Annotated in this window: 24 protein-coding genes and 3 pseudogenes; 9 read left to right on the forward strand and 18 right to left on the reverse strand. The window is 49.5% G+C overall.

What is annotated here, in order from left to right:
- Window positions 1-40: 40 nt before the first annotated feature.
- The 4 genes and pseudogenes from METMK1DRAFT_RS05285 to METMK1DRAFT_RS20015 all read right to left on the reverse strand — a co-directional run bounded on the left by METMK1DRAFT_RS05285 (window position 41) and on the right by METMK1DRAFT_RS20015 (window position 5,783).
- Window positions 41-553: a class I SAM-dependent methyltransferase gene (locus METMK1DRAFT_RS05285; protein WP_009071493.1), complete on the reverse strand. Its 513-nt coding sequence runs from the start codon at window positions 551-553 to the stop codon at window positions 41-43.
- Window positions 554-787: 234 nt separating this feature from the next.
- A pseudogene (locus tag METMK1DRAFT_RS20010) lies at window positions 788-1,846 on the reverse strand (IS701 family transposase).
- 248 nt (window positions 1,847-2,094) lie between these two features.
- On the reverse strand, window positions 2,095-5,304 hold the full coding sequence (locus METMK1DRAFT_RS05295; protein ID WP_009071495.1) for a S53 family peptidase: 3,210 nt from the start codon (window positions 5,302-5,304) through the stop codon (window positions 2,095-2,097).
- A 293-nt stretch (window positions 5,305-5,597) separates the two neighbouring features.
- Window positions 5,598-5,783 (reverse strand): annotated as a pseudogene (locus tag METMK1DRAFT_RS20015) (hypothetical protein).
- Window positions 5,784-6,214: 431 nt separating this feature from the next.
- Between METMK1DRAFT_RS20015 and METMK1DRAFT_RS05300 the strand changes: the two are divergent.
- Window positions 6,215-7,447, forward strand: coding sequence for an NADP-dependent isocitrate dehydrogenase (locus METMK1DRAFT_RS05300; RefSeq protein ID WP_009071498.1), 1,233 nt, complete (start codon window positions 6,215-6,217; stop codon window positions 7,445-7,447).
- Between the two features lie 351 nt (window positions 7,448-7,798).
- Here METMK1DRAFT_RS05300 and METMK1DRAFT_RS05305 read toward each other — a convergent pair whose 3' ends face one another.
- Complete coding sequence (locus tag METMK1DRAFT_RS05305) at window positions 7,799-7,990, reverse strand: hypothetical protein (RefSeq protein ID WP_009071499.1); 192 nt, start codon at window positions 7,988-7,990, stop codon at window positions 7,799-7,801.
- A 188-nt stretch (window positions 7,991-8,178) separates the two neighbouring features.
- On the opposite strand from METMK1DRAFT_RS05305, the gene METMK1DRAFT_RS05310 reads away from it, so the two are divergent.
- Window positions 8,179-8,988 (forward strand): slipin family protein, encoded by an 810-nt coding sequence (locus METMK1DRAFT_RS05310; protein ID WP_009071500.1) that lies wholly within the window; start codon window positions 8,179-8,181, stop codon window positions 8,986-8,988.
- A gap of 77 nt (window positions 8,989-9,065) precedes the next feature.
- Here the strand turns inward: METMK1DRAFT_RS05310 and METMK1DRAFT_RS19435 are convergent, their stop codons facing one another.
- From METMK1DRAFT_RS19435 to METMK1DRAFT_RS05320, 3 genes are all read right to left on the reverse strand, one after another.
- Window positions 9,066-9,197 carry a hypothetical protein gene (locus METMK1DRAFT_RS19435; RefSeq protein ID WP_009071501.1) on the reverse strand — a complete coding sequence of 44 codons (132 nt, stop codon included), beginning with the start codon at window positions 9,195-9,197 and terminating at the stop codon, window positions 9,066-9,068.
- 138 nt (window positions 9,198-9,335) lie between these two features.
- Entirely contained in the window at window positions 9,336-9,656 is a 321-nt protein-coding gene (locus METMK1DRAFT_RS05315; protein ID WP_245544560.1) for a DUF6788 family protein, read from the reverse strand.
- On the reverse strand, window positions 9,637-10,827 hold the full coding sequence (locus tag METMK1DRAFT_RS05320; protein WP_009071503.1) for a Cdc6/Cdc18 family protein: 1,191 nt from the start codon (window positions 10,825-10,827) through the stop codon (window positions 9,637-9,639). Before METMK1DRAFT_RS05320 ends, METMK1DRAFT_RS05315 begins: the two co-directional genes overlap by 20 nt.
- A gap of 452 nt (window positions 10,828-11,279) precedes the next feature.
- Here METMK1DRAFT_RS05320 and METMK1DRAFT_RS05325 point away from each other — a divergent pair, with 452 nt between their 5' ends.
- Window positions 11,280-11,567, forward strand: coding sequence for a 4a-hydroxytetrahydrobiopterin dehydratase (locus METMK1DRAFT_RS05325; RefSeq protein ID WP_048087655.1), 288 nt, complete (start codon window positions 11,280-11,282; stop codon window positions 11,565-11,567).
- A gap of 230 nt (window positions 11,568-11,797) precedes the next feature.
- Here METMK1DRAFT_RS05325 and METMK1DRAFT_RS17460 read toward each other — a convergent pair whose 3' ends face one another.
- The 4 genes from METMK1DRAFT_RS17460 to METMK1DRAFT_RS05340 all read right to left on the reverse strand — a co-directional run bounded on the left by METMK1DRAFT_RS17460 (window position 11,798) and on the right by METMK1DRAFT_RS05340 (window position 13,822).
- The gene (locus METMK1DRAFT_RS17460; RefSeq protein WP_155812301.1) at window positions 11,798-11,974 is read right to left on the reverse strand and encodes a hypothetical protein; all 177 of its coding nucleotides are present in this window, start codon (window positions 11,972-11,974) and stop codon (window positions 11,798-11,800) included.
- A gap of 412 nt (window positions 11,975-12,386) precedes the next feature.
- A complete protein-coding gene (locus METMK1DRAFT_RS05330; protein WP_009071506.1) occupies window positions 12,387-13,193 on the reverse strand; it encodes a gamma-glutamylcyclotransferase family protein in 807 nt (268 codons plus the stop codon).
- A gap of 4 nt (window positions 13,194-13,197) precedes the next feature.
- Entirely contained in the window at window positions 13,198-13,473 is a 276-nt protein-coding gene (locus METMK1DRAFT_RS05335) for a hypothetical protein (RefSeq protein WP_009071507.1), read from the reverse strand.
- On the reverse strand, window positions 13,457-13,822 hold the full coding sequence (locus tag METMK1DRAFT_RS05340) for an NfeD family protein (protein ID WP_048087441.1): 366 nt from the start codon (window positions 13,820-13,822) through the stop codon (window positions 13,457-13,459). Before METMK1DRAFT_RS05340 ends, METMK1DRAFT_RS05335 begins: the two co-directional genes overlap by 17 nt.
- 37 nt (window positions 13,823-13,859) lie before the next feature.
- On the opposite strand from METMK1DRAFT_RS05340, the gene METMK1DRAFT_RS05345 reads away from it, so the two are divergent.
- The 4 genes from METMK1DRAFT_RS05345 (at window position 13,860) to METMK1DRAFT_RS19445 (ending at window position 16,491) form a co-directional block, all read left to right on the forward strand.
- Window positions 13,860-15,149 (forward strand): thermopsin family protease, encoded by a 1,290-nt coding sequence (locus METMK1DRAFT_RS05345; RefSeq protein WP_009071509.1) that lies wholly within the window; start codon window positions 13,860-13,862, stop codon window positions 15,147-15,149.
- Window positions 15,150-15,637: 488 nt separating this feature from the next.
- Complete coding sequence (locus METMK1DRAFT_RS18925) at window positions 15,638-15,847, forward strand: hypothetical protein (RefSeq protein WP_009071510.1); 210 nt, start codon at window positions 15,638-15,640, stop codon at window positions 15,845-15,847.
- A gap of 10 nt (window positions 15,848-15,857) precedes the next feature.
- The gene (locus METMK1DRAFT_RS19440; RefSeq protein ID WP_245544586.1) at window positions 15,858-15,989 is read left to right on the forward strand and encodes a hypothetical protein; all 132 of its coding nucleotides are present in this window, start codon (window positions 15,858-15,860) and stop codon (window positions 15,987-15,989) included.
- A gap of 109 nt (window positions 15,990-16,098) precedes the next feature.
- On the forward strand, window positions 16,099-16,491 hold the full coding sequence (locus METMK1DRAFT_RS19445) for a transposase (protein ID WP_281034080.1): 393 nt from the start codon (window positions 16,099-16,101) through the stop codon (window positions 16,489-16,491).
- A gap of 120 nt (window positions 16,492-16,611) precedes the next feature.
- On the opposite strand, the gene METMK1DRAFT_RS05355 is transcribed toward METMK1DRAFT_RS19445, so the two are convergent.
- Entirely contained in the window at window positions 16,612-16,956 is a 345-nt protein-coding gene (locus METMK1DRAFT_RS05355) for a hypothetical protein (RefSeq protein ID WP_009071512.1), read from the reverse strand.
- 114 nt (window positions 16,957-17,070) lie between these two features.
- Between METMK1DRAFT_RS05355 and METMK1DRAFT_RS05360 the strand changes: the two are divergent.
- A pseudogene (locus tag METMK1DRAFT_RS05360) lies at window positions 17,071-17,629 on the forward strand (IS607 family transposase).
- A 128-nt stretch (window positions 17,630-17,757) separates the two neighbouring features.
- On the forward strand, window positions 17,758-17,934 hold the full coding sequence (locus METMK1DRAFT_RS19650) for a hypothetical protein (RefSeq protein ID WP_009071516.1): 177 nt from the start codon (window positions 17,758-17,760) through the stop codon (window positions 17,932-17,934).
- A 94-nt stretch (window positions 17,935-18,028) separates the two neighbouring features.
- Here the strand turns inward: METMK1DRAFT_RS19650 and METMK1DRAFT_RS05365 are convergent, their stop codons facing one another.
- The 5 genes from METMK1DRAFT_RS05365 to ilvD form a co-directional block, all read right to left on the reverse strand.
- Window positions 18,029-19,384 carry a hypothetical protein gene (locus METMK1DRAFT_RS05365; RefSeq protein WP_009071517.1) on the reverse strand — a complete coding sequence of 452 codons (1,356 nt, stop codon included), beginning with the start codon at window positions 19,382-19,384 and terminating at the stop codon, window positions 18,029-18,031.
- A gap of 84 nt (window positions 19,385-19,468) precedes the next feature.
- Window positions 19,469-20,266, reverse strand: coding sequence for a hypothetical protein (locus METMK1DRAFT_RS05370; protein WP_009071518.1), 798 nt, complete (start codon window positions 20,264-20,266; stop codon window positions 19,469-19,471).
- A 67-nt stretch (window positions 20,267-20,333) separates the two neighbouring features.
- A complete protein-coding gene (gene asd / locus METMK1DRAFT_RS05375; RefSeq protein ID WP_009071519.1) occupies window positions 20,334-21,407 on the reverse strand; it encodes an aspartate-semialdehyde dehydrogenase in 1,074 nt (357 codons plus the stop codon).
- 64 nt (window positions 21,408-21,471) lie between these two features.
- On the reverse strand, window positions 21,472-21,993 hold the full coding sequence (locus tag METMK1DRAFT_RS05380) for a hypothetical protein (RefSeq protein ID WP_009071520.1): 522 nt from the start codon (window positions 21,991-21,993) through the stop codon (window positions 21,472-21,474).
- A gap of 40 nt (window positions 21,994-22,033) precedes the next feature.
- On the reverse strand, window positions 22,034-23,707 hold the full coding sequence (gene ilvD / locus METMK1DRAFT_RS05385; RefSeq protein WP_009071521.1) for a dihydroxy-acid dehydratase: 1,674 nt from the start codon (window positions 23,705-23,707) through the stop codon (window positions 22,034-22,036).
- Between the last annotated feature and the right edge of the window lie 292 nt (window positions 23,708-23,999).

Consider the following 23,999-nt stretch of genomic DNA (forward strand, 5'->3'; position numbering starts at 1 on the left):
TAGAGCAGTAGTGTGCGGTTAAAAACCAAATCCCTCGTGCTCACCCTTTCTTGCTTAGGAGATAGAAGAGGGCATTTTCCTCTTGGTAGCTCACCTGCTGGAACCCCACCAGTTCTCTCCTCTCCCTTCTCACTATGACTGGATCTACCAGTAAAAACAGGCCTTTGTCGCTCAAGACCCTACTAACTTCTGAGAACAGATTCTGTCTCTCCTCTTTCCTGAGGTTGTAGACGAACATGACGGAGTACACGAAGGAAAAACTCCCATTAGGGAAGGGGAGCCTCAGGGTAGGTCTCTCGATCTTCCCCACCTCGATTGAAGCCCCCTCCTCCCTAGCGTTTTGGAGGGCCAGCTGCATGGGGAACTCGTCCCACAGATCAACAGCCACTATCTTCTTTCCCCAAGTCTTCGACAGCCTGTTAGTTATGAGGCAGTTACCACAGCCCAGGTCAAGTATACCATCCTCCGTTCTGTATTGGGCGAGCTTCCTGGCTATGAACTCCTCCTCATCTAGGGTTATCCCCATCCTCCTTACTGGGAAATACGTGGGCATCGAACAATATAACTGATAGCAACACTTATTAGATTTCACCCTTACTTATATGGGGTTCAGGCTTCATAGGATTTCATAATATTTAATGTCAATTCTCAGCCCTTGGGCTTCACCGGAGTCACGGGGAAACCAGTTACCCCCCCCCCAGCTGGGTAACTCCAACCCACCTACTCCCAGTGAGAGTGAGAGAGGTGGGGAGACCCGCACATTTTAAGGTACAGCAGTTATGGGACTTTAACGTAACTTAAAGATTTTTATCAGCCCCGGCGGTCCGCCTAAATGACGTTCGAGAGCCTGAGGAACGCCTCCACGCTCCTCAGGTTCAGCTCCCCCACCAGCTCCCTGACGACGTTGTTGACGGTGAAGATCGCGAGGTAGCCCTGAAGCCTCCTCCAGAAGGACGAGTCCCAGGGCCTTGACGTCCCTGTGGAGCTCCTCGATCTCCCACCTCATCCTCCAGGCCTCCTCGATCTCCTCCTCGCTGAGCGAGAGGTCGGTCGTGTAGACGGTCGTGTAGAGGTACCTCCTTGCGTGTGTCCTGGAGGAGTCACGTTTATGTTCCCGGACTAGCAACTTCACCGTAATCGCTCGGTCTCCCAGGGTCAGGGAGACGAAGTAGACTCCGGGGGATATCCCACTGGGAGGTGTCCCTCCACCTCCTCGAGGGTCCCCTGAGCCGACCCTGAGCTCGGTTGGACCTGAGCTCCGACACCACGTTGTCCGTCACGAGCTTCTCGGACAGTACTGGGGTCGAAGACGACCCTGGCTACCGGAAGCGCCCCTTGAGCACGTCCAACATCCGGCCACCTCGATCTTGGTCTTAAACTCGGTGACCCTCACAAATCCAACATCTTCCTCACGGCGTAGGGGAAACCGTGAACGTCCTGCCCGTGGAGAGGTCCACTATCACGACCGTGAGGAGCTTGACCCGCTCAAACCTCCCGTGGGTGTGGCAGTAGATCCAGTAGTTCTCGGGGGCTCACGTCCCTCCCCCTGGAGCGTCGTGGTCCACGGTGTCGTCTATGATGACGGCCACCTGACCCTTCACCAGTCTGACAGGACCTCCAGTCCCTCCGCGCGTCGTCGAGTTCTCCCAACGCCCCCAGCAGGTTTGAGTAGTCCAACCCGAACGTCTCGGCCGCGTTCCTCACGCTGGCCCTCCCACCTACCGGGATCATGAGGACTAGCGCTAATTAACCTTCCTGCTCCTCCCCTGACCACGCCCAGCCTGTTGACCTCCCTGACCGGCCTCTCCCTAGCGAACTCGATCGATCCCTTTCCGCACCTTCTCAGCAGGACGACGTCAAAAAACTTCTCGCTAATACCGACTTTCCTGTATTACCTCCTTAAGATTCCCACAATTGCTGACCAGAGAAAATTGAGGGTCACATCACTTTTTAGATTTTGTCTTGGTTTCAAGGCCGTTAACGAAAAGCCCCGTACTGCTGGATCACAAACCCCCGTCCATTGCATTCTCAGGTCCAGGACGCGAAGGATGGACAGACGTGTAAGTCACCCTTCCCCACTAGATAGTATCGCTCTCAACCTTTCCTCCTCTCACTTACCCAGATGTACAAAGCCACCATTAGTCCCACAATTAGTATTGCGATACTCACGTACACGTTACTCTGGTTACTTTGAACTTGTGAAGTTGGGGAGGGCGTGTGTTGAACTTCATTGGATGTCGTCAGGATCTGTGATGGCGTTATTGCCGTGTTGTTTAGAATCGATCCGTTTACAATTGAATAGTGGAACACTTGGGTATTGACCAGGCTGACTGTGGCGTTTATCACAGTGAGATTATAGACCATGGAATTGACAAGCGTGGCATTATGCCCTATGATTCTGGCGTTAACTACGTAGAGATTGTAGCCAGAGGTTCCGTTGAAAAACGGTGTATAGACGTAGGGCATGAGGGTAAACGAGGCTAGGGGTCGAGGAACCACATTTAATGTCACGTAGTCCAAGACAGATGACGTGTTCGTGGGAATGCCATCATAAGAGACGCCATCCAAGTAGATTTGCCACTCGCCAGATAGGGCATAAGGGGAGAGTCCCAAACTATTGGCAGTAGTACCCGAGGGCAGGGTAAAGTTGCCCACCCAGGTTCCGTTCACATACTCCATTGGTACAGAGAAGCCTATGCTGAGGGTGTCGAATGAGTCCTGAAGGTAGGAGGGTATCAGAAAGGCTGTTAGAGTGCCATACTTGACTGGGGTTCCGTTGGAATACGTAATCTCGGCATTGACGGTATAGGTGGAGTTCTGAAGTGCGGTTTCCTGAAGTCCAAGGAGAGACACCCTAAGTGAGGAGGGAGCCACGTAGATCTGGGCTACACCTACTCCCGTCGCAGTATAATTCGTGAAGTTATAACTGGCTCTGGCTACCAGGTAATAGTATCCAGGTGGAACACTGCTGGGCAAGGACATCTCCAACACGTAAAATTGGCCGAAGTTAGTCTCAACGGAGTTCACTGTGGTATTGAAAACGCTCCTGTTATTGCTCACGAACTCTACCGTGACGTTCGGAGATCCCAAGGTCTCCGCGAAAACTACCAACGTGAAATTCTGTCCCGGCGTCACGACTACCGGTTCGGTTGCAACCCCAGGAACTACGTAGGGGACGACGTATATACCACCTACGAACTCGTCGAACCCGAACACCCCTGGGACCCTCACCACGTAAATGCCTCCCACCATTGAGGAGTTGAAATTAAAGGAGCCAAAGACGTAATTTGAAGCGTTAGAAATTTGCACTCCATATCTCGTGAAATTCAAGGTCAAAGGATGGCTGAGTACGACGCTACTTACCTCCTTCTGGGAATTTGTGACCGGATCATAGGAGTAGAGTACTGCCCTGAACTGTGCACTCGAGGTGGCTACGGACCCGTTAGGATAGGTCAACTGAACCAACACGGGGAGATTGCCAGGTTCTGGGTATATTGCAACCTGAGGAAGGAGGAAGAGGCCCTGCAAACCTACGGTGAAATAGGCACCTGCTTCCTGGGTTCCCTGCTGTACTACAACCTCTTGGACTCCAGAACCCGAGGCCTTGAACTCCCCGATCCAGTAGGTGCCGTTAAACACTAAGTTGATCTGTTCCCCCTTAGTACCGTTGAAGATGAAGGCAGTTAGGGGACCTTGACCAGTGGCGTTAACTATAACCCTAACCGTTTGACCGTCTAGGTAAGTCGTGTTATCTACAGCGACGGAGAGTCCTCCACTCCTCGTTATCATTTTCACAAAGTATCCTGCGTTTATGTAGCCCAGTCCAGTCACGGGGTTAGGTACTCCCTCGGCCACATATGGGGTATTGTAACCATAGGTTACCGGTACCAGGGCCTTAGTCCCGTTGAGCTTATATATCAAGGGGTTTACGAACCCTAACCTTCCATGTATTTGATCGGCCAAAGCTATTATGCTAGAGACTAGAGGTGAGGACAGCGAGGTTCCGCCAACAAGATACGTGTTGTTGTAATAGTAAAGGACGGGGACACCGGTGAATGGATTACCGTCAGCCACCACGTCTGGAACCATCCTTTGACCCTCCAGTCCTTGATACCAAGGTGAAGGGAAAATCACGCTGAATCCCCCAGTGGTGGCTCCGTACACGCTCTCTCCGCTCCACGCGGATTGAACAGATCCCTGGTCTGTGTAATACACAGACGTTCCTCCCACGGATAGAACGTAGGGATCTGAAGCTGGAAGGATCAGGTCTCCCAGAGGAGAGAGGTAAAAGTTATACCCGTTTCCTCCGGCGTCTCCGCTGGAGGCAACGAACGTTATTCCCTCAACTTCCCCTAGCCAATATTCGTATGTGAGGGACTGAATCATGGACAGTGGTACGAGGCCTAAAGCTACGTATATCTCAGGTATACCGAAGCTCTGAGACAGCACTGAAACCCTATCCTGTTTATCCACGTAGGCTATGGCTGCAGGGAGGGAGACGTTGGGGTTGGCGACGTACAATATTATACCTGCACCTGGGGCTAAAACGTGGGCGTACTCCACGTCCAGGGAGATCTCCAGGGCCCATCCCGTAGTTATCCCGTCATTGGGGTTGTAAGCCCCTATGCTCTGCACCTGGAAGAATGGAGGGTTGCTCAGGTTATAGATGGAGTCGAAGTCCTTCAGTTGCTGTTGGATGTAGGGATCTCCGTAGAAGTCCAGTATCCCTATGGTAACGTTAGTTCCATTCACCCCCCTTGACAGGAGCGGAGTAACGTTATAGACTTTCTGCAGTTGCTTAGGTGTGACCTGAGAGAAGGCTACGGCCTGAGTTATATTATACAGGGTCACAGGTCTCTCCAGTAACGCCTGTGTAACGTTAGACGAGAACACCAACGAGTTTGATACTAAGGGAGACGTGACTCCTTGATACTCGTAGAAGGTCTTATCGTGAAACTTGATCACCACGAACTCTCCACCCAATGCCCTCTCAAACTGTCCCACAGTGCCCGTCGCCTCTATGACGTTGAGGTAAGAAGTTGTGTATATTCCGAACTTAGAAAGATACGATGTGACAGACGAGATCTTGTCCCTGGGAATAAAGAGCTGTTCCATTTGCGATTCGTTCAGAACCTTATGTTCCTGAACGTACATTTGCAGAAGAGCTAAGTTGTTAGGCCTCTCCACTATGGTCACGCTAACCAATTGGTTATGGGGAAGAACGGAGACGTAATCAGAGTGAGGACTGAAGAGTGGCATCGCCTGTGAGAGAAGTAGGGTAATTACCAAAATCTCCTTTAGCATATCCGTCTAGCGGTATATGGATAAGAAAAACTTTTTCCAAGTTGATGGAGCAATCGGGAACCCACGTGGAGATTTTCCTGATACCTCTATCCTCATCTCTAGACAATTGTCTATTAAGTACCCTTGCAAGTCCTTTTAAAGTTAAGACACTATAGACAGCTTAAGGTGAAAGAGAAATGATAGTAAAAATGGGATACGAGATGGACCTGGAGATGTATCTGGTAATTTCAGCCATGGGTTAAGGAGCTAGAGTGACAAGTTATTTTGTAGATTGGTTCAGGGTGGCGGAGTGTTTACCCGTGGCGTAACTTATCCTTTAGTCACTTCTAATTCTGCCACGGGCACCCCTCCTAAGGGATCATACACGGTCACCCTCAAGTGCTTGGGGCTAGTCGAGGGAAACTTCAATACCCATCCAACTTCTCCCATCCTCGTGAGCAGTGCCCGTCATCGGTTGGGAGATCATCAATAAAAACTATTTGTAATACTACATGAACATTACTTAATCAAAACGATATTTAGAAGTGATTAAAAATAACTAGTAGTTACGTAGAAGCGTTACAGTCTCTATAACGTAGGGAATTTGACTGACTCCCATTGTGGTTAATATTAAGTCCCAGAGTTCGTATACCCCTTTCGTTCTTCTCTCAGCTCCCAGATACTTAGTCAGTTTTATGCTGAATTCATGAAAAACTGTTTCGTTTATCGACCAAACTACCCAGCGATCATTCCCCATGATTATGCCAGGAGACGCATAAGTTGGCAGAATTGGGTACACAGACCCATTTCTGGTTCACTGAGCCTTATAGATCCTTGGTGCCAGTGCTAGTCTTAAATCAGCTGAGCAGACATGCTATATGGGGCATCAACCCATAGCAAAGGTTAAAACTTAGGTAACTTCCTTAAGCCCATGAAGACTCCTGAAGACGGGAAGAAGATCACATTTGAGGGAGGTAAATGGAAGGTTCCTGATAAGCCAATAATCCTCTACGTTGAGGGAGACGGAATAGGGCCTGAGATAGTCTCGTCTGCCATCAAGGTCATAAACGCTGCAGTGGAGAAGGCGTACAAATCCAAAAGGGAGATAAAGTGGATGGAAGTGTTGGCAGGAGAGAAGGGGGAGAAAGTGAAAGGTGACCGATTTCCCAAGGAGACACAGGAGGCTCTCCTCGAGTACCGAGTGGTCCTCAAGGGTCCCCTAGAGACCCCAATAGGAAAGGGATGGAAATCGGTCAATGTGGCCATAAGGATGATGTTGGACCTCTACGCAAACATAAGGCCGGTGAAGTATATAGAGGGGATAGAGAGTCCTCTCAAGGAGCCCCAGAAGGTGGACATGGTAATATTTAGGGAAAATACGGACGACCTCTATAGGGGGATAGAGTACCCTTATGACACCCAGGAGGCCAAGAAGATAAGGGACTTTATGAGGAGGGAACTGAAGGTTGAAGTGGAAGACGACACCGGAATAGGTATCAAGCTGATAAGTCGTTTCAAGACGGAGAGGATAACCAGGATGGCCATGAATTACGCCATAGCCCACGGAAGGAAGAAGGTGACCATCATGCACAAAGGGAACGTCATGAAGTATACGGAGGGTGCCTTCAGGGATTGGGCCTACGATCTCATTAAGAGGGAGTACAGGGATAAGGTGGTGACCGAAGAGGAGATATCTAAGCAGTATAACGGTCAGGTTCCGCCTGGGAAGATCCTGGTAAACGACAGGATAGCAGACAATATGTTCCAACAGATAATAACCAGACCGGACGAATACGACATAATCCTAGCCCCGAACGTCAATGGAGATTACATATCCGATGCTGCAGGTGCATTGGTAGGGAACATAGGATTGTTGGGTGGTGCAAACGTCGGTGACTCAGGTGGGATGTTCGAGGCCATACACGGCACCGCCCCCAAGTACGCAGGGAAGAACGTGGCGAACCCCACAGGTATAATAAAGAGTGGGGAGCTAATGCTCAGGTTTATGGGGTGGACTGAAGCTGCAGACCTTGTGGAGAGGTCAATACTCACTGCCATTTCCTCCAGAAAAGTCACCCAGGATATAGCGAGGTTCATGGGAGTGAAGCCATTAACTACCAGCGAGTATACCAACGAGCTTATAAACATAATACACACCCTCTGAGACGCGTCCTTTTTCCGTTTTACAATTACCGCCATAGTTTCTAATATATCATGAAGTTTATATTATTAATTTAATGAGAAATAAATATACGATCACACCAGATGAAGTGGAAGTACCCTGATTGGGTGTGACAGTAACCCAAAGTGTGCGGGTTTCCCCAACGAAGTACACGTTGAGTGGGGTCATCCCGCTAAGGGAGGTGTGAACGGGCCAGCCGCGACTCAGGTGAAGCCTAAGGGCTGAGGATTGACACGAAATACTATGAAATCCTATGAAGCCTAAAACCCCTTTAATCAAGTTCTGAGGAGTCTGGACGTCGTCCCAAAACGATCGTTATTATAGAGCCTGTGTTTACCCGTGGCGTAACTTATCCTTACTTTTAATTGCTTCTAATTCCGCCACGGGCGCCCCTCTTAAGGGATCATACACAGTCACCCTTAACTCATTGGGGCTAGTCGAGGGAAACACCGCTACCCTCCCATCCACACCTTTATCACTCCCCAAACCTCGTGAGCAGTGCCCGTCATCAGTTAGGGGGATCATCAATAAAAACTGCTTCGGTAATACTATATAAACACAACTTGTCAAAACGATATTTAGAAGTGATTAAAAATAACGAGTAGTTACGTAGAAGCGTTACAGTCTCCCTCGACCTCGAGATCCCTCTTCAACTTTTTTATGAACCTCTGCTATTAGCGAATATTTTTTAATTCTAGGACGACAGATAAAGTATGTCTCTAATATCTGACGTCGTCGGTTTGGTATTCCTTTTAGTGATAATACTGATTTTCGTGGCACTCTCCTTCAGGATAGTCAGAGAATGGGAGAGAGCAGTAGTGCTCAGATTAGGTAGGATACTGGCGCTGAAGGGCCCTGGTATAATCTTCCTCATACCTTTTGTAGATAAACCACTAGTGGTAGACCTGAGAGTTAGGACCGTAGACATACCCCCTCAGACTACCATAACGAGGGACAATGTCACCGTTTCCATAGACGCCGTAGTTTACTACAAAGTGGTTGATCCTCTGAAGGCCGTGTCAATGGTCTCCAATTACAATCAAGCCGTTCTGAACATATCCCAGACCTCCCTAAGGGACATAATAGGTCAAATGGAGCTGGACGAGGTCCTCAGCAAGAGGGAGGAAATAAACAAAAGACTACAGGAGATCCTGGACTCCTACACGGAGGCCTGGGGAGTCAAGGTCACTGCAGTGACAGTGAGGGACATAAGGTTGTCACCAGACCTCCTGACAGCCATAGCGAAACAAGCTGAGGCGGAGAGACTGAGGAGGGCAAAGGTCATACTGAGCGAGGGCGAGAGACAAGCCTCTACGATTCTCGCCGATGCCTCTAAGTCTTATCAGGCCAATCCAGTTGCCCTCCAACTTAGATTTCTGGAGACCCTCTCTGATATCTCACAAAAGGGAGGTCTGATAGTGGTTGTACCTGCGGAGAGGGAGATATATCCCACCCTGTCCACGGCCTTAGCCTTGATGAACAGTGCTAAGAAGGTTGAAGGAGGAGGTCAACCCAAGACCTAGGAACCCCATTCAATATCGTTTGTCCCTACGCTTTGATTTCAATCATTTTGTCTTCATTCATGATGGAGTGTAGGGGCTTAGCCCTCAAGCCACCTACCCGATTTCAAGGTAGGCGGGTCACGGGACTCCTTAGAGCCCAACGGCAAGGGATTCACATCCCGGATCACTCCCACCCTTTTGGGCAGAGCCCACATTAAGTGAGAGGCCATCCTTTGTCAACAAAAAAATTATAAACAATACAAAAAGATTTCTATTAATGTGAAAAAGGATTCAGTCCATAAAAATGGAAACGCCAAAACTGCTGATCAAGGATAAGAGCTCAATTAACCCCCCGGTTAATCGGCCTTTCACTTTGACTCCTCTACTCCCAGAGCGTCCAGTATCCTCTCGAGAACCTTCTCAAGACGCTTCTCCTCCTCCCTTAACACAGATATCTCTCTCCTCATTGAGTTAGTTTTCTCTAACATTGCCAAATGCTCCTTAGCATCTTTGCCCAGGTACTTACTCTTCAGCTTACCTTCCTCCCAATACCTGAGGTAGTAGTACGTCCTCCCGTTAACCAGTTTACTCTCTACGTGACCTGATGGGAGGCCCTTAAGCTCCTTTTCCAACGTCTCTCTCCTCTTCCTTACCTCTTCCAATCTCTCCTCAACCTTCCTTACCATCATCCAAACTGGCGTCCTCGTAGCCATATCCCATCTCCTCGTTCAGATTCTCGTCCAACACCTTGATCACCTTATCCCTGTCCTGCACCTCCACATACTTCTTTATCCCGCCCGCCCTCCCCCTATTCATTATCTTGATCTTTATGATCCCGAACATGTCCAGTTCAGAAACTATGTCGGAGAACCTCCTGTAGGACAGGGGCTTCTGCCTGAGCTTGTCGCAGAGCTTGGTGTAGATCTTGTGGGCTGTCACCACGTCGTCGGACACGACTATGGCCCTGAGGGCCAACTTATAATGGAAGGGAAGCGACTTGATGGCTTCCAATAGCCTTTCCTGCTCATATTCCACTATGGCCTTATCCACATGTTCCTTCCTGATGAACCCTATCCCTGAAGCGAGCTGTGCAGCCCTGAAGAGGAGATTGACCGCCTTCCTGGCATCCCCGTGCTCCCTCGCCGATATTGCCGCGATGTAGGAGAGTATCTCATCGTCGTAGGTTCCCCCTATTAGCCCGTACTCAGCGTACTTGGCCAATATCTCCTTGAGCTGGATCGCGTCGTAGGGTTTGAAGATAACCGAAGGACCCAGAGACGAAAGGACCCTCGGCTCCATGTAGTCCCTGACGTTAATGTCGTTGCTGATCATGATCACGGATATGTCTGCGTCGGCCCTGAGGAGTTGATATAGCACTATGTCACCCCCTCTCCTCTTTACGAGGGTGTCTACCTCATCCAGGTAGATTATGGCCTTCTTTCCCCTCATGACTCCCTTGATCTTCTCCACGTATTCCCCCAAGTTCACGCCGTGTCTAGGGACGATACTGTTGGTGAGCTTCTCAGCTATGACCGAGAGGACCGCCTGCGGAGTTCCCCCAACCTCCCTGGAGTTCAGGTAAACTTGCCTAACCTTGCTGTACTCCTCGTCCTCCTTCTTGACCTCCTCTATTTCGTTGTAGATGTACTTTACCACGAAAGTCTTCCCCGTACCGGTTAGCCCCAGGAAGAGGTTGGAGAACTTGACCTCGTTTTTTACGAAATACCTCACCGCTATTGCAGTCTCCCTTATGACGTCCTCACGAAAGGGGATCTCGGTGAACACGGAAAGGGGATCTATGAACACTTTGGGGTTCTTTATAACCTCACCCTTCCCTCCCTTCAGAGCCTCTCTGATCACGCCGTTTCATACGTTTACCTAGTTAAATGTAGTTTCCTCTATTTCTCAGTAATATCCCCTTTAAGTCTCAATGCGTTATTACCAAATCAATCTATTACAGTATAACTGCAGTGTTTCCACTGCCATTTATACTCCAATATCCAGAGAGAGACCGTGAATTTCCGTCGTTTCCTCTGATGACGTGAAGTGAGGTTCTGGACGGACGTGACATTGATATACAAACTAGTAAAGTGAGAGCATATGATTAGGGGAGTGAGAAACGCTGCTTGAATACAGGGACAGGATCACAGGACGTTAATACCATCGAAACCGGTCATACTTATTCTTTATTTATGAACATTTGTTCATTTAAAATTTCAGGTCACTCATATTAGGGTTCGTAATACGCTAGAAACACTGCATATATACTGTATCTAGGAAACCCTAATAAGTTACTACGTCTAATGCTCTACATGGTAAAACTTTCTGAGGAGAATATAAGGGAGTGGTTGAAGTTACTCCAGGGCTGGAAATACGAGAACAGCTCTTTGGTAAAGGAGTTCAAGTTCAGGGATTTCTCGGCGTCGGTCAAGTTCGTAGACCTCGTCAGGCCCGTGGCGGACTCCATGGATCATCACCCCGACATCTGCATCTCCTATAACAAAGTTGTGGTTACTCTCACCACCCATGACGAGGGAGGAGTCACTGAACTAGACGTGAAGCTAGCTGAGAAGATTGAGGAGCTCCAACGTTACGTCTAAAAATTAACCGGGGAGTTAAACAAAGTCACGTACAAACTGAAGGGGTAAAGTACTTTGGTTCATCTGAACTTGACGTAGTAGGGTATAAGCGATCAGTCACGTAGAGAAACGATATCCCGAGGACTAGGTAGCTAACTCAGTCAATTAACCGGGGAGTTAAACATTCGCTTTTCAGATCTCCCGGTGGAGCTACTTGAGCTCATAGGCAAGGAACCTAATGGGGCTGGGCCTCATTGAAATTTCATGAATTCCCGTTTAACCCTCGGCCCTGGGCCACCTGGATCCGGGAAGACCCATTCCTCCTCTGCCCCTTTATCGGGACAACCCCCGTCCATTAGGTGAACCTGATGAGGAAACCCGAACATCTTGAGGTTATCGCCACACCGTTTAGGAAAACCCATCCACATCCGGTCTGGTAGACTTTGTTTAATTTCAAGGACATAAACTTCACAGTTTATCGAAACTGTTAGCAACGCCTTGCTCGTGAAAGGAGGCAGAACTCCACAGGCTCTACGGGCAGTTTCAGAAATGAAGACCAGGATGTAAGTCTCCTTGAGCGTCCTTCATAAGATTTACAAAGAGTCTGAGGGCTGGGAGGCCCCAGGTTGCGAAGGGATAGGCTAAGACCTACGGGTAATTTTACTCTTGCCTCATCCCTGATCCTGAGAAGACACCCTTGATCTGGGGAAGATATGCGTATGTCCAATGCCTGAGTGTCGACAGGACAGTGACCCCGACTTAACTCTTGACAGCCCTAGCCTTTCAACGCTGTGCTCAGAACTTAAAGGACTCCTCACGGTTCCGGCTGGGGAGTAATCATCACAGGCCAGTGCTTAGGCACTCCCCCTTCCATCTCCTATTGAGGCCCCTTATTATTATTTCCTTATATTGAGGGGACGGGGGGCCCGAGTTTTCCTTAAAGTCGGAGAGGTAGGCTACAGCGAAGTACGTTTTTCCCTCCTGGTCCTGGACTTTGACCACTCTCCTTAGGTACTTTATTATGTGCTCCTCTGCCTTGTCCAAGGAGTTGAGGGAGTCCTCGGTCAGCATGTAAATATAACCGCAGACCTTTCCCTCAGGATCCTCCTTCAGGTTGGCACAAAGCCCGTACTTGCAGGGTATGTTAAAAATCAGCCTATATCCAGGGAGGATCGCATTGACTTCCCTCAGGACCTCTCTTACTCCCCTCTCCTCTAACACCTCATAATTAGTGTTCTCAGCATAGGCAAAATAGTTCGTTATCACCGGCATCCTTATCCATCGAGAATAATCTCCTCCGACTATGGGCTCCTTATCGCCAACATCTTGGTTATACCTGTAGAGAAAGACGTTGTCCAAGTAAAAACTCCGCTTCTCGTCGAAGTAAACCCTAGTTTGTTCCCTGACATAAAGATCGTCAGGCTCACCCTTGAAGTCCTCTATTTGATCCAGGATGGAGATCGTCCTCTCGTCGACCTCGTATACTTCTCCCCACACTCGGCCCTCTCCCTTAACTACACCTGGATATCCTCCCAGGTTGAACATGTCGTACCCCTCTGCAAAGGCGAGCCCGACGAATCTGGCCCTCCTAAGGTAGTGGTGCAGCTCAAAGCCGTACCTTAAGCTCCCATAAACGAAGATGTACATGTTTTCAACCCTCGACAAATTGGAGCCAGAGCTCGAGTTCTTGAGGAGTAACGTCCTTAACAACCCGTCCGTTCTCCTTCACCTGAGCCCCCAGTACTTCGTATTCAGACTGTCCTCTCTTAAGCCTGATCTCCAGAGTTCTCAGTGTCTCAGAAGGAAGACCAGATGCCTCCTCAGCGGTAGGCGGATAGTAAATTAGGACCACACTGTCCTCATTCTCTACTAGACTGTATCTGCCTGATCCAGTCAGTCTCTCCACTGCCTCATACGAGAGCTTCATTAGCTTTCTTTTTAACAAAGAGCTTTAAATCTCTCATCTCCTCGACTACCACTTCTTCTCCGCTCTTTATATCCTCCAGACCCACTGCAACCCAATACTCCCCTTCAACTACTACGTAGCCAGTCTTGCCTTTGGGTATGTCATCCACTGCTCTCCCAACTTTTCCGCGATAGGTGAACAGATTCCTCTTCCTGGTCTTTGCGATTACGTATATCATCCTGTACGTTAGGAATCCTATTAGGGCCGCTGAGGGAACGTCAACTATGGGATCGTATATATAGCCGGTGGCAATTAAGACTATAAGTACCACGATTATGATTATTACTGGAATGACGTAAGCATGTGCCACGAAAAAGTTTATTGTGCGGGACAATAAAAACATGTTCATGAGACTGGCGGGCATAGCCTTTTTACTCTTAATAGTCTTACCCTTGACCTCCACGGCACAGACTCTACCTCTCTCTCAGCCTGCCCTCTCTTTCCCCACAGGAGTGACCTTCTTCCCCCTCACCGGCACAATTTCAACCACCTTCGTCGAGGGACAGACCAACCTAACTTACCTCCACATTGGTGAGTCCTACATCTCCGGCCAACCCTTCACTTACGGGAACGCATCGCTTCAGCTCAACGCCATGCTGAACGGATCTTTCTGGGCCCAGGACGTCATGTTGTTTCACCAAACCTCCAACGATACCTTCACTGTCACTTTGGTTATCAACTTCTGGAACTTGACTGGGCCTTTCACGGCACTACACTCCAATACCACTACGTTTAGGAACTTGGGCGTGTACTGTTATCAAGGCCCCACCTTCAACGTTACCTTACCGGTCTCGCTGGCGCTCTTCATGAACTCTTCTGGCGGATTAAGCTTCGGTTACTCCCTGAACGGGGATAGGAAAGTATTCCTAACCCTGCCCTTTTCAGGTCAGTTCAGGTTAGGGGGCCTTTCAATTGCTGGCCTTCCCAACGATTTGGAGCTGGTTTGGGGAGGACCTGGGGGAGGTAGTGTCGTGGACATGAGTGCAGTGGGTTTCGCTGAGCTCTACTTCCTCAATGCCACCAAGTTGAACATTGTCCCATCGGCCCTCTCAGTGGGTCTGGACACTGCAGAGTCGGCCTACGGCGTGGTCGTCACTCCAGACCTACAAGACATTAAGCTTCCCTTTGCATTGATTAACCGGGGAGTTAACTCACCTTCTGTGCTCTGGCCCGTCCCTCCAACGATATCCACTGTGCAGAGGAACACGACCGTAAAGGTTACCCTGCAATACGGCAATTATACCTTCTCGAATCAAGAGGTGGAGATCCTGGTTCCGCACGGACTGGGACTCAAGGAGGAGTACGTAGGTTTAACTAATTCCAGCGGCGAGGTAACGTTCTTTAACGTCACCCAACCCTTATATGTGGTCTATTTCCCCGGCAACTATTCGCTCTCCGAGTCTTATGCTGTCTCATCTCCACAATTGAACAAGCTCATCTCCTCTGTGTCCTCGGAGTTCAGGTCGTTAGTCGACTTTCTGAAAAGCTACAACTTCAGTAAGGCATTAAGTTCCGACTTCCAACACGTCAAGTATAAGCAACCTAAAACCGAGACGAACTACCTCCTCCTGGAGGTCATAGCAGGGTTCTCCATTGGACTGATAGCCTCAGCAGTGTTCATAAGGAGAAGTTCATGAGAGCGTCACGTGAACGTGTCGAAGACGTGATGCTATGGGGTTTGGGCTACATAGGATTTCATTCTTACCATTTGCTGGAGTTTAATTCTTAACTAAACTCGCGTAATCTGTCCCAAACTCTTCCAAATCCCTCTTCAACTCTTCATCTATCCTGTTCAGAGATTATCGTGAAGTCCGTGTTGTTTACTTTCGTGTGCTCTGTGGGACCGTTCAATTTTCTTAGACGTTTAGTCCAGTGAATCTTCTTAAATTCAAAATCCAGTGTCTAATTAAAAGTAAGTTTCACGTCTTTTCCGTTAAAATTGAAGTATCCCACAAATCAACTTCAACGTAAACAATTAAGGTTTATGCCACGTTTAAAAAGCCTCAGGGGCCTGATAAAGGCGGGCCTCATCCGGGCTGAGGATAACTCAAGGGTAGACCGTGGTTAATAAACCACAGCAGTTATGGAACGGGAGGAGCAGGAAGGTTAACTGGCACTGATCCTCATGGTCCTGGTAGGTGGGAGGGCCAGCGTGAGGAACGCGGCCGAGACGTTCGGGTTGGACTACTCAAACCTGCTGGGGGCGTTGGGAGAACTCGACGACGCGCGGAGGGACTGGAGGTCCTGTCAGGCTCGTGAAGGGTCAGGTAGCCGTCATCATAGACGACACCGTGGACCACAAGGAGTACTCCAGGGGAAGGACGTGAGCCCCTGAGAACCACTGGATCTACTGCCACACCCACGGGAGGTTCGAGAGGGCCAGGCTCCTCACGGTCGCCATAGTGGACCTCTCCACGGGCAGGACGTTCATGGTGAGAGCTTTCCCCTACGCCGTGAGGAAGATGTTGGATTTGTGAGGGTCGCCGAGTTTAAGACCAAGATCGAGGTGGCCGGATGTTGGACGTGCTCAAGGGGCGCTTCCGGTAGCCAGGGTCGTCTTCGACTCCAGTACTGTCCGAGAAGCTCGTGACGGACAACGTGGTGTCGGAGCTCAGGTCCAACCGAGCTCAGGGTCGAGTCGGCCCAGGGGACCCTCGAGGAGGTGGAGGGACACCTCCCAGTGGGATATCCCCCGGAGTCTACTTCGCCGACCTGACCCTGGGAGACCGAGCGATTACGGTGAAGTTGCTAGTCCGGGAACGTAAACGTGACTCCATGACACACGCCAGGTACCTCTACACGACCGACCCCTCGCTCAGCGAGGAGGAGATCGAGGAGGCCTGTCGTGTGGGAGATCGAGGAGCTCCACAGGGACGTCAAGGCCCTGGGACTCCTCATTCTGGAGGAGGCTTCAGGGCCACCTCACGATCTTCACCGTCAACAACGTCGTCAGGGAGCTGGTGGGGGAGCCGAACCTGAGGAGCGTGGAGGCGTTCCTCAGGTTCTCGAACGTCATTTAGGCTGACCACCCAGGCTGATGAAAATCTTTAAGTTACGTTAAAGTCCATAACTGATGTCGTTTAGATGAATGTAGACCTTTCACTCGACTTCCGTTATCATTCCTACCCAACCTTCTTGGTCATACATGATGTACTGCACTCTCATGGTGAGTCTCTTTGTACCCGATTTAGTCTTTACTTTCAACTGGTAGTCAAAGTAGTAGATGTTGCCGTCGGTCTCTACCTCAGCCTTCTTGGGAAACTCGATGTCGTAGTCGTATTTCTCTGAGATCTCCTGAATCTTTGCCGTAAGTCTCGTAATAATATCCTTAACCGAGTCTCCGTAGATCGGTTCAAAGGTTATTGCCCTCAGTTCTTCCTTGAACGCAGATATACTTTCACTTATCTTTATTCTTCTCGCCTTTCCTTTGGTCTTAGCATCCACGGATAACACTTCCACATACTGGATTATAAAGTATGGGAGTCCAATGGAAAGCCGTTGACAACAGTCTCAGACAAACCGTGAAGTTTATACTCTTTATATGTAAGTTTAATTGTAATGCTGAAACCTAAGGAAGTGTGCCAAAACTGGGAATATCCTACCGCACGTTGCAGAGCTACGTTAAGAAAGGTTGCATTAAACCTGTACTAGAGACCGGGAAGTGGAGGTTCGGGGAGGACGTGGAAAAGTTGATGGGGATAGTGAGGAAGAGGAAAGTGGTATTATACGCTGGAGTGTCATCGCGAAAGGACGAGTTGGCAAAGCAAGTTAAGTACCTCGAGGAGAACGTTAAGGACCACGAGCAGGTCATCACGGACGTGGGACCTTCATTGAACGTGAAGAGGAGGGGGTTCCTCAACTGAGGATGATAGTAAACAACGAAGTGTCGAAAGCCGTAGCCTACCCGGACAAACTGGTGAGGTTCGGTTTCGAGATGGTAGAGGAGGTATGCAGAGCGCACAGTTGTGAAATAGTAGTGTTGAACAAGGAGGACAGGACAACAGGACAAGAGTTGATAGACTTAATTTCCATCTTGGTCTCATTCGGGAAACTGTACGGTATGGGGAGTCGTGAGTACGAGAAGGTGAGGAAGTGTGCCGAGGAAATTAAGGCGTAGGAGCTTTACACCAAAGGAAGAGTACGTTTACCTTACACACTCCATAAAGAACGACAAGGAGGAGGAGAGCAGGGTACTGCTGGAGAACTACAAAGTCCTTTTGCAGGATGCATTAGACCGGTTGTGGGATGGAGTGCAAGTTAAAAGAAAGGAGGGTTAAGAGGGGTAAGAAAGTCATCACGAAGGTCAAGATAACCCTCCCCGAGAAGAAGGGAGTGTACAAGGTGTTGAGGGACGAGCTGGAGGAGGTCAACGTTCTTGCCTCACACTACGTTGACAAGGCCATAAACGACGCTCAATGTTGAGGAGTTGGAGGAGGGCTGAAAAAGGACGAGTGTCGTTGAGGAAACCTAGGGCTGAGGGTAGATATCATATGAAAACCTATGGAACTTGAACCCCTCAGGAGATGTAATATTCTTCAACGATTCTTCGGACCTTCCATCCCTCGCTCTCTAGCCATTCGAGTCCCTTCTCTAGATCACCTCTCACGATTCTAACGTTATCTGGAAAGTTCACTACGCTAAGTCTTGCTTCCATGTCAGATATGTCCTCATGTATAGACACTGAGATATTTTCCAGCTTAGTTCCAAAACCAAATAGCGATCTCGCCCTACCTGAATACCTCTGCGGGGATAGAACTTGGGTCATACCATACTCGTCCTTGACGACTAAGAAGGGAATTATAACCTCAAGTTTCTCGTCGGCGAATATTGTTCTCCTCCCAAGAGAGGCCAACTGATCGAGCTCGGCCTCTTTACTTTGCTTTAGCGAGAGGAGTTCCGTCCTTATCCTCTCAACCCCGTCCCTTAAGGCCTGTATCCTTTCGTCCACTTTTTCCAGTTCTCTCTTTTCAGCCTCTTCGAGCCTTCTGATCCTTTCCATGTAACTCCTCACTTCGGCTCTATAACTTTCTAACAGGGAATTTATCTGGGTGTCGATCTCCCTAATTACCCTGTTCTTACTCTCCACGAAGGCCCTAATTTGTTTCTCTGACACCAGACCTGCCTCCGCGTCTAGTTGTGTCTTGCTCAGTATCCCGTAAATCTCAGCTAGCTTAGGGGCGTATTCCATGAGTTTCTTCTTGACTTCCTCATAGGCTTGCGGTTTTTTAGCCTTGAGGAGATCCTCCAACTTCTGCCTTTCTCCGTCTATTTCATACCTATACTTGGCCTCTATCCTCTGCCTCTCCTCCGCCAATTTCCCTATGAACATCTCAGAGATAGTAACCAAACGTCTAACGTACTCGTCGATCCTCGCTATTTCAGCGGATACTGTCTGTTGGATCTTTTTCCATTCCTCCATTTCAAGTGAGGCCCTCTCCTCTGTGAACCGTCTATCCAGGGGGATTAAGTTGAGGGATAGAGAGACGTTTTTAATTAAGGGCGTTAAATCCTTCTCCACTAGTCCCTTGAGCCTAAAGTTCTCTTTTCCCCTGAGTTCTCCCCAACTTATTGAGGTCATGGAGCCCAGGAATTCCTCTGGGGATCCGAGTTGCGATAGTTTGTCCAGAAACAGAGAATAGTTTTGTAGTATACCTCTATTTATTGAGGTTTCGATGGTACCACTCTCGTCAAATATCAAGTACGCCCCGGTCTCCTCTACTCTGAGGAGGAGTAGAGGCCACCCAACTAGACTCATTGAGGTTACCCTAACCTTCTTGGATAAGGCCTTGGCCACAACTACGGCTAATTGTCTCTCAGGGGAAAGGGCTGAGTTGTTGGAATCCACAGCCAACGCTGAGTATACCGTTTTCATGAGTGTTGATAATGTATACCTGGAAGGTAATTAATTAATCTCCAGTAAACAGGGAGCAGATAACGTGAATGGAGGGCCACAGTTTCACTTGAGGTAATTGGAGACCTCCCTCACAGCCTCTATTATCCTCAGGAGTTCCCTACCGAACTGGTCGGTCTCCCCCTTAAGCGCCCTCTCTCCCTCCTCCACTAACTTCGCTATTCCTCCCCTTATTCCGTAATCCAATATGGCCCGGTCTATATATCCGGTCCTTTGGCCCACTATGTAGAAGATTTCTACTCTCTTGGAGTTAATAAACTCCTCCAATTTCTCTGAGAGCATGAGGGCCCTCAGGGAGTCCTTCCTTGAGATCGTCCTAGCCCATGGCCGCTCCTTCCTGAGGTTTTCCATCACGTCGCTCTCATAGGCCATATCGGTGAGGTACGTGAGTGGATCTGCGCTGTCTTCTTCTCTTCTCTTCTTAACTAAGTCGTTTATGAACGAAAAGAAGTCTTGAGTGATCCTGACCTCGCCCATCTCTGGAAATGGATAAAGGGATTTAACTTCAGCTTCCCTCTTGATCAGGCTAAAGGTTTCCCTCACGTGATCCCTGATCTTCTGTTCCTGGAGAGGTTTGTTTTCCAGTACAGATGAGGTTCCGAGGATCGACACTACGTCTAAGGTAATCAGTACCTGGACGGCCTCGTTGTACCCCTTGTCTCCAAGCTTTGGAAAATGTTTAGAAGCTTTGAGATAATAACTAGGCCAGTCGTGTAGTTTATACATAGTGGGCGGCTTAGCGTAGTACAGCCTCATGAAGTAGCCCCCATTTAACCTCCTATATGCATATATCGCCTTCTCCCTATCCACTCCCATCCTTTCAGCCAGTGCTATGTAGTCCACTGGAGTACACCTTGTGATCTGTCCAGAATTAGAGTTTGGTTTAAAAAAAGAGTGGTGTTTTCACGATCTACCTTTTGTCTATATACCCTTTCTCCACCAGGAGTTCCGCCGTGAGTATGCCTCCTCCAGCTGCCCCTCTCACGGTGTTGTGTATGAGAGAGACGAACCTCACTGTCCTCCTGTTGACCTGTTTGAGCCTTCCGACAACTACGCTCATACCCGGAGGGTTACCAGCCCACCTGTCGAAGAACACCTGTGGTCTGGCGTCTTGATCTGTAATCAGTATGGGCCTCTCAGGCGCAGAAGGTAACTTAAGTTCTTGGGGTTCACCAATGAACCCCTCCATGGCCTCCTTCACCTTGTGGACATCCGTGTCCTCCTTAAAGGTCACGTACGCCACTTCGTAGTGACCGTGTATTGTGGCTATTCTGTGGGTAGTAGCGTCGAGAGTCACCTCCTCCAGGGGGGGATCCTGAATCCGCCTCCTCACTTCGCTCAGGATCCTGGTGACTTCCTTCACAGTCTTGGCGTCGTATCCGTCCCCTAACGGTAGGGCGTTGTCGACTATATCTAGGGAGGCTATACCTGGGTAGCCTGCACCAGAGAGCGACTGCATGGTAGTCAACATCACGCCGTTCATCTTGAAGTTCATGAATATCGGAGCAAGGGGAATTGAGGCGCCCTGGGCAGTACACAAGGGGGTGGTCACAATGAAACCTTTCCAGTCCCTCCTCCTCCTCTGTTCGTCTATGAGGGAGGCGGTGTGCGGGTTCACTTCTGGTATCATCATGGGTACGTCCATATCGAACCTGTGGTCTGGGGAGTTGCTTATGACGTAGAATCCCAGCTTAGCGAACTGCTCCTCCACAGGTCCCGCAGCACCCTGGGGAAGGGGAGAGAACACTATATCCACATCGTCCATGAGCTTTGGATCCGTGGGCTTCACCTCTTGGTCAGCTATACCTTTAGGTACTGATCCTATGGTCTGCCACCTCACTATTTCTCCGTAAGGCTTTCCCACGGATCCCTTTCCCGCTAGGTAGGCTGGCCTTATGTAAGGGTGGTCGGCCAGCATTCGGACGTACTCTATTCCTACCAGGCCAGTGGCCCCCAGTATGGCCGCCTTTAGGGTTCTCCTCATAAGTATCCAGAGTCTTTAGCACTTGTAGAATATAAACTTACTTTTACCGTTTAAGTTCTACAGTTTAGACTCCTAAAGAAATAAAAGATGATTCTATAAACCCACTTATTGTAAGTATTATCGCAACTACACCTACAACTATCAGGTAGGTGTTGAGTTCCCTCCTCCATGAACCGTCCAGAATAGCCTTAGTCATGAAGAAACTCTCGGTCATCATGGCCGTATAGGATATGAACTCCAACCAAAAGAAGGGTAGAAAGGCCTCAATTCCAGGCAAGACTACACCTGGCACTCCCCTGTAGGAACCTATGGCCGAGAAGGCGTAACCGGTATCTGCCAATATGAAGAGCCCCACAGGGATCCCGATGAAGGGGAATGACATGAATAGGGACAGGAAGAAGTTGTGCCCAGCGATGGAGGTGCCCATGCCCACTATTCCTTGGTTACTTGAGACTGTGGAGTTCAAAGAGTTCAGTATCTGCTGCCCCATTTGGGGATTGGTCGGTATAGCTGACACAGCAAAGAGGACTGTTACATTGACCACCAGCAGAATGAAATATAACTTGACTCTCTCCTGAGATACCATAACTTCTCTATGGTCAACTGGGGAAAAAAGGATTATCGAATCAAAGTAGCACGGCTCCCTTAGCGGAGGAGGTCACAAGTTTGGAGTACTGCGCCAGGAGGCCTGTCTTGTACCTAGGTTCTGGAGGACTCCAGTCCTTGGCTCTCCTCTTAAGTTCACTTTCGCTCACCTCAACGTCCAATCTACCGGTTCCGCCGTCAATGATTACGACGTCTCCGTCCTGTAGCAATGCTATGGGGCCGCCTGTTGCTGCCTCTGGTGCTACATGTCCTACCATTAACCCTCTCGTAGCTCCAGAGAACCTCCCGTCTGTAACTAACGCCACTTCCTCGCCCAAACCCTTACCGACGATGGCACTGGTCACTGCCAGCATCTCCCTCATGCCGGGTCCTCCTCTAGGCCCCTCATACCTTATTACCACCACATCCTTGCTCTTCACCTTGTCCTCGAGGACGGCCCTAAAGGCCTCCTCCTCTGAATTGAAGACCACGGCCGGTCCCCTATGATACTTTATCTTACTGGCAGAGACTTTGACCACTGCTCCCTCAGGTGCGAGGTTTCCCTTAAGGACTCTTATCCCACCAGTTGGCATGAACGGAGAAGTGACGTCTCTGACCACATGGTCGTGCCTCACGCTGGGGAGCTTATATTCAGACAGGGCTTGGGCTAGGGTCTTCCCGGTTACCGTCAGTGCCTCTCCGTGAAGCAAGTTGGCGTCAAGGAGTTTCTTCAGGATTAGGGGGGCACCGCCAACCTGGTGTAGGTCAGCCATCACGAATTCCCCTCCAGGCTTCATGTTGACTATCTCAGGTACTTTCCTCCCGATCCTATCAAAGTCGTCAAGTGATAGGTTCACTCCAGCCTCGTGGGCTATGGCCAGTAGGTGAAGCACTCCGTTGGTGGATCCTCCGCTCGCCATGAGGACCGCGATGGCGTTCTCGAAGGCCTCAAACGTGAGTATGTCCCTAGGTTTGAGCCCCGTCTCCATGGCCCTCATTAATGCCAACCCAGTCTCCTTGGCGTATCTAACCCTCTCACTGTCCACTGCAGGCGGGGAGGCGCTCCCAAGTAGGGACAGCCCCAAGGCTTCAGAGAGAATTGCCATGGTGTTGGCTGTGTACAGTCCTCCACACGCTCCCGGCCCGGGAATTGCCTTATCCTCCATGAGTCTTAGATCTTCCGCAGTCAACTTACCTGCCGTGTAGGCCCCCACGGCCTCATACACGTCCCCTATGGCTATGGGCTTTCCCTTGAAGTTCCCGGGGAGTGTGGTACCTCCGTACATGTAAACTGAGGGGATGTTTAGTCTGGCCATAGCCATCATGAGCCCTGGCTGAGTCTTGTCGCATCCTCCTAACGCTACGAAACCGTCGTATCCGTGGGCGTTCACGGAAAGTTCAACGGTGTTAGCTATCACCTCCCTGCTCACAAGGGAGTACTTCATCCCTTCGCTTCCCATGGCTATACCGTCTATCACGACTGGGGCTACGAAGGTCCTCGGAGTACCTCCCAGCTCCCTCACACCTTCCTTTACGACCTGGGATAGACCTAGGAGATGTATATTACAAGGTCCTGCCTCGCTCCACGCCACGGCTATTCCCACTAGTGGCTTGGACAAATCCTCATCGTTGAGGCCCATGGCCTTAAGGAAGGCCCTATTGGGTGCCTTCTCGTAACCTCCGTAAACCTTCTGGGATCTAGATCTTTCCACCATCGAGGTTCTTAGTGACCTTTAGTATTTAAACCTCAAGCACCATCCCGTAACGTCGACGCTGTAGGGTGACCTGTTAATTGGAGATTACGGAGAGAGGGTCAAGGGTGACACCTGAGGATCATCAACTCGAAATTATTTAGTCTCACCCTTTTTAACTCCTCTAAGGAATACCCTAGCGTGTAAAGGATGATTAGATTGGTCTTTGCTGAAGGATGATGAATGCACGTCAGGATGATTCATGCTTTAATTATTAATGATTGTTTTCGTTCTATTTCTATATTTTTCGAGGTAA

The sequence above is a fragment of the Metallosphaera yellowstonensis MK1 genome (assembly GCF_000243315.1).
Lineage (GTDB): Archaea > Thermoproteota > Thermoprotei_A > Sulfolobales > Sulfolobaceae > Metallosphaera > Metallosphaera yellowstonensis.